Annotated in this window: 2 tRNA genes and 1 rRNA gene; all 3 read left to right on the top strand. The window is 52.0% G+C overall.

From position 1 onward, the window contains the following. The first annotated feature begins 11 nt into the window (after nt 1-11). The 3 genes from PQU89_RS17105 (at nt 12) to PQU89_RS17095 (ending at nt 3,301) form a co-directional block, all read left to right on the top strand. Nucleotides 12-88 (top strand) — tRNA-Ile (locus PQU89_RS17105). Nucleotides 89-99: 11 nt separating this feature from the next. Further along, a tRNA-Ala gene (locus PQU89_RS17100) sits at nt 100-175 on the top strand. Nucleotides 176-405: 230 nt separating this feature from the next. After that, a 23S ribosomal RNA gene (locus PQU89_RS17095) occupies nt 406-3,301 on the top strand. Nucleotides 3,302-3,466 lie beyond the last annotated feature (165 nt).

Below are 3,466 nucleotides of genomic sequence, written 5' to 3'. Positions count from 1 at the left end.
GTAGCAAGACTGGGTTTGTAGCTCAGCTGGTTAGAGCACCGTGTTGATAACGCGGGGGTCGTTGGTTCGAGTCCAACCAGACCCACCAGTGTACCCTTTGGGGGATTAGCTCAGTTGGGAGAGCACCTGCTTTGCAAGCAGGGGGTCGTCGGTTCGATCCCGTCATCCTCCACCATCCAATGCAAACAAAAGTGCATAGGCGACAGCCTGTGAATTTCTGTTTGCGTTGTAAAACGCCCGATCTTTAACAAATTGAAGAAGCCGAAATACAAGCGGCGAGATGAAGTGGCCAGTTAATTCTGGTCATAACAAATCGTCGACTTGGGTAGAAGATTGTATCGCGGCCTGTCGAGAGACAGGTCACGCAAACTCGATGTTATCAAAGTAAGGCAACTGAAATGATAGGGTCAAGTGAATAAGTGCATCTGGTGGATGCCTTGGCGATCACAGGCGATGAAGGACGTGCAAGCCTGCGAAAAGCAGTGGGGAGCTGGCAATGAAGCTTTGATCCACTGATATCCGAATGGGGAAACCCACTCCGCAAGGAGTACTCCTGCCTGAATATATAGGGCAGGTAGAGCGAACCGGGAGAACTGAAACATCTAAGTACCCCGAGGAAAAGAAATCAACCGAGATTCCGTAAGTAGTGGCGAGCGAACGCGGAAGAGCCTGTACGTGTTATGGATTGTTTTAGTGGAAAGGTCCTGGAAAGGCCTGCCGTAGTGGGTGATAGCCCCGTACACGAAAAGACATTTCAAGAACTAGGCGTACGAGAAGTAGGGCGGGACACGCGAAATCCTGTCTGAATATGGGGGGACCATCCTCCAAGGCTAAATACTCGTGATCGACCGATAGTGAACCAGTACCGTGAGGGAAAGGCGAAAAGAACCCCGGGAGGGGAGTGAAATAGAACCTGAAACCGGATGCATACAAACAGTGGGAGCCTGGAAACGGGTGACTGCGTACCTTTTGTATAATGGGTCAGCGACTTACATTCAGTGGCAAGCTTAACCGAATAGGGGAGGCGTAGGGAAACCGAGTCCGAATAGGGCGTCTTAGTCGCTGGGTGTAGACCCGAAACCGAGTGATCTATCCATGGCCAGGATGAAGGTGCGGTAACACGCACTGGAGGTCCGAACCCACTAGTGTTGCAAAACTAGGGGATGAGCTGTGGATAGGGGTGAAAGGCTAAACAAACTCGGAGATAGCTGGTTCTCCCCGAAAACTATTTAGGTAGTGCCTCATGTATCACTTCCGGGGGTAAAGCACTGTTATGGCTAGGGGGTCATTGCGATTTACCAAACCATGGCAAACTCTGAATACCGGAAAGTGCAAGCATGGGAGACAGACGGTGGGTGCTAACGTCCATCGTCAAGAGGGAAACAACCCAGACCGCCAGCTAAGGTCCCAAATGATCAGTTAAGTGGTAAACGAGGTGGGAAGGCATAGACAGCCAGGATGTTGGCTTAGAAGCAGCCATCATTTAAAGAAAGCGTAATAGCTCACTGGTCGAGTCGTCCTGCGCGGAAGATGTAACGGGGCTCAAACTGATAACCGAAGCTGCGGATGGGCACAGTCAAATGTGTCCGTGGTAGGGGAGCGTTCTGTAGGTCTGTGAAGGTGGTGGTGTAAACCCTGCTGGAGATATCAGAAGTGCGAATGCTGACATGAGTAGCGATAAAGGGGGTGAAAAGCCCCCTCGCCGAAAGCCCAAGGTTTCCTACGCAACGTTCATCGGCGTAGGGTGAGTCGGCCCCTAAGGCGAGGCTGAAAAGCGTAGTCGATGGGAAACGGGTTAAAATTCCCGTACTTTTATGCAGTGCGATGTGGGGACGGAGAAGGTTAGGTCAGCCAACTGTTGGAATAGTTGGTTCAAGCCGGTAGGCTGGTGCGGTAGGCAAATCCGCTGCACCTTAAGGTCGAGAGGTGATAACGAGGTTCTACGGAACTGAAGTGACTGATACCACGCTTCCAGGAAAAGCCACTAAGCTTCAGCTGCATAAGAACCGTACCGCAAACCGACACAGGTGGGCAGGATGAGAATTCTAAGGCGCTTGAGAGAACTCAGGAGAAGGAACTCGGCAAATTGATACCGTAACTTCGGGAGAAGGTATGCCTCTGCGTGTGTAGTGACTTGCTCACGAAGCGTGCAGAGGTCGCAGAGAATAGGTGGCTGCGACTGTTTATCAAAAACACAGCTCTGTGCCAACACGAAAGTGGACGTATACGGAGTGACGCCTGCCCGGTGCTGGAAGATTAAATGATGGGGTGCAAGCTCTTGACTGAAGTCCCAGTAAACGGCGGCCGTAACTATAACGGTCCTAAGGTAGCGAAATTCCTTGTCGGGTAAGTTCCGACCCGCACGAATGGCGTAACGATGGCCACACTGTCTCCTCCTGAGACTCAGCGAAGTTGAAATGTTTGTGAAGATGCAATCTACCCGCTGCTAGACGGAAAGACCCCGTGAACCTTTACTGTAGCTTTGCATTGGACTTTGAACAGACTTGTGTAGGATAGGTGGGAGGCTATGAAGTGGGAACGCTAGTTCTCATGGAGCCGTCCTTGAAATACCACCCTGGTGTGTTTGAGGTTCTAACCTTGGTCCGTGATCCGGATCGGGGACAGTGCATGGTAGGCAGTTTGACTGGGGCGGTCTCCTCCCAAAGTGTAACGGAGGAGTTCGAAGGTTACCTAGGTACGGTCGGAAATCGTGCTGATAGTGCAATGGCAAAAGGTAGCTTAACTGCGAGACCGACAAGTCGAGCAGGTGCGAAAGCAGGACATAGTGATCCGGTGGTTCTGAATGGAAGGGCCATCGCTCAACGGATAAAAGGTACTCCGGGGATAACAGGCTGATTCCGCCCAAGAGTTCACATCGACGGCGGAGTTTGGCACCTCGATGTCGGCTCATCACATCCTGGGGCTGTAGCCGGTCCCAAGGGTATGGCTGTTCGCCATTTAAAGTGGTACGTGAGCTGGGTTCAAAACGTCGTGAGACAGTTTGGTCCCTATCTGCAGTGGGCGTTGGAAGTTTGACGGGGGCTGCTCCTAGTACGAGAGGACCGGAGTGGACGAACCTCTGGTGTACCGGTTGTGACGCCAGTCGCATTGCCGGGTAGCTAAGTTCGGAAGAGATAACCGCTGAAAGCATCTAAGCGGGAAACTTGCCTGAAGATGAGACTTCCCTGGGCCCTTGAGGTCCCTGAAGAGTCGTTCGAGACCAGGACGTTGATAGGTCGGGTGTGGAAGCGCTGTGAGGCGTTAAGCTAACCGATACTAATTGCTCGTGAGGCTTGATCCTATCATTTGAGTGGCTTTGCCGGGATGGCAGAGCGCAAGCGGAAACGCGATACAGAATACGAAATCTTCTACCAGGCTGAGAAAATAACCAAAACTCAGCGTAGGCTTCTTTGATTTGTGACAGTTTATGTCTGGTGGCCATAGCGAGGTGGTCCCACGCCTTCCC

The organism is Vogesella indigofera (genome assembly GCF_028548395.1).
Lineage (GTDB): Bacteria > Pseudomonadota > Gammaproteobacteria > Burkholderiales > Chromobacteriaceae > Vogesella > Vogesella indigofera_A.
Note: the sequence above shows the minus strand (reverse complement) of the source record. Positions and strands in the feature narration are given on the sequence as shown.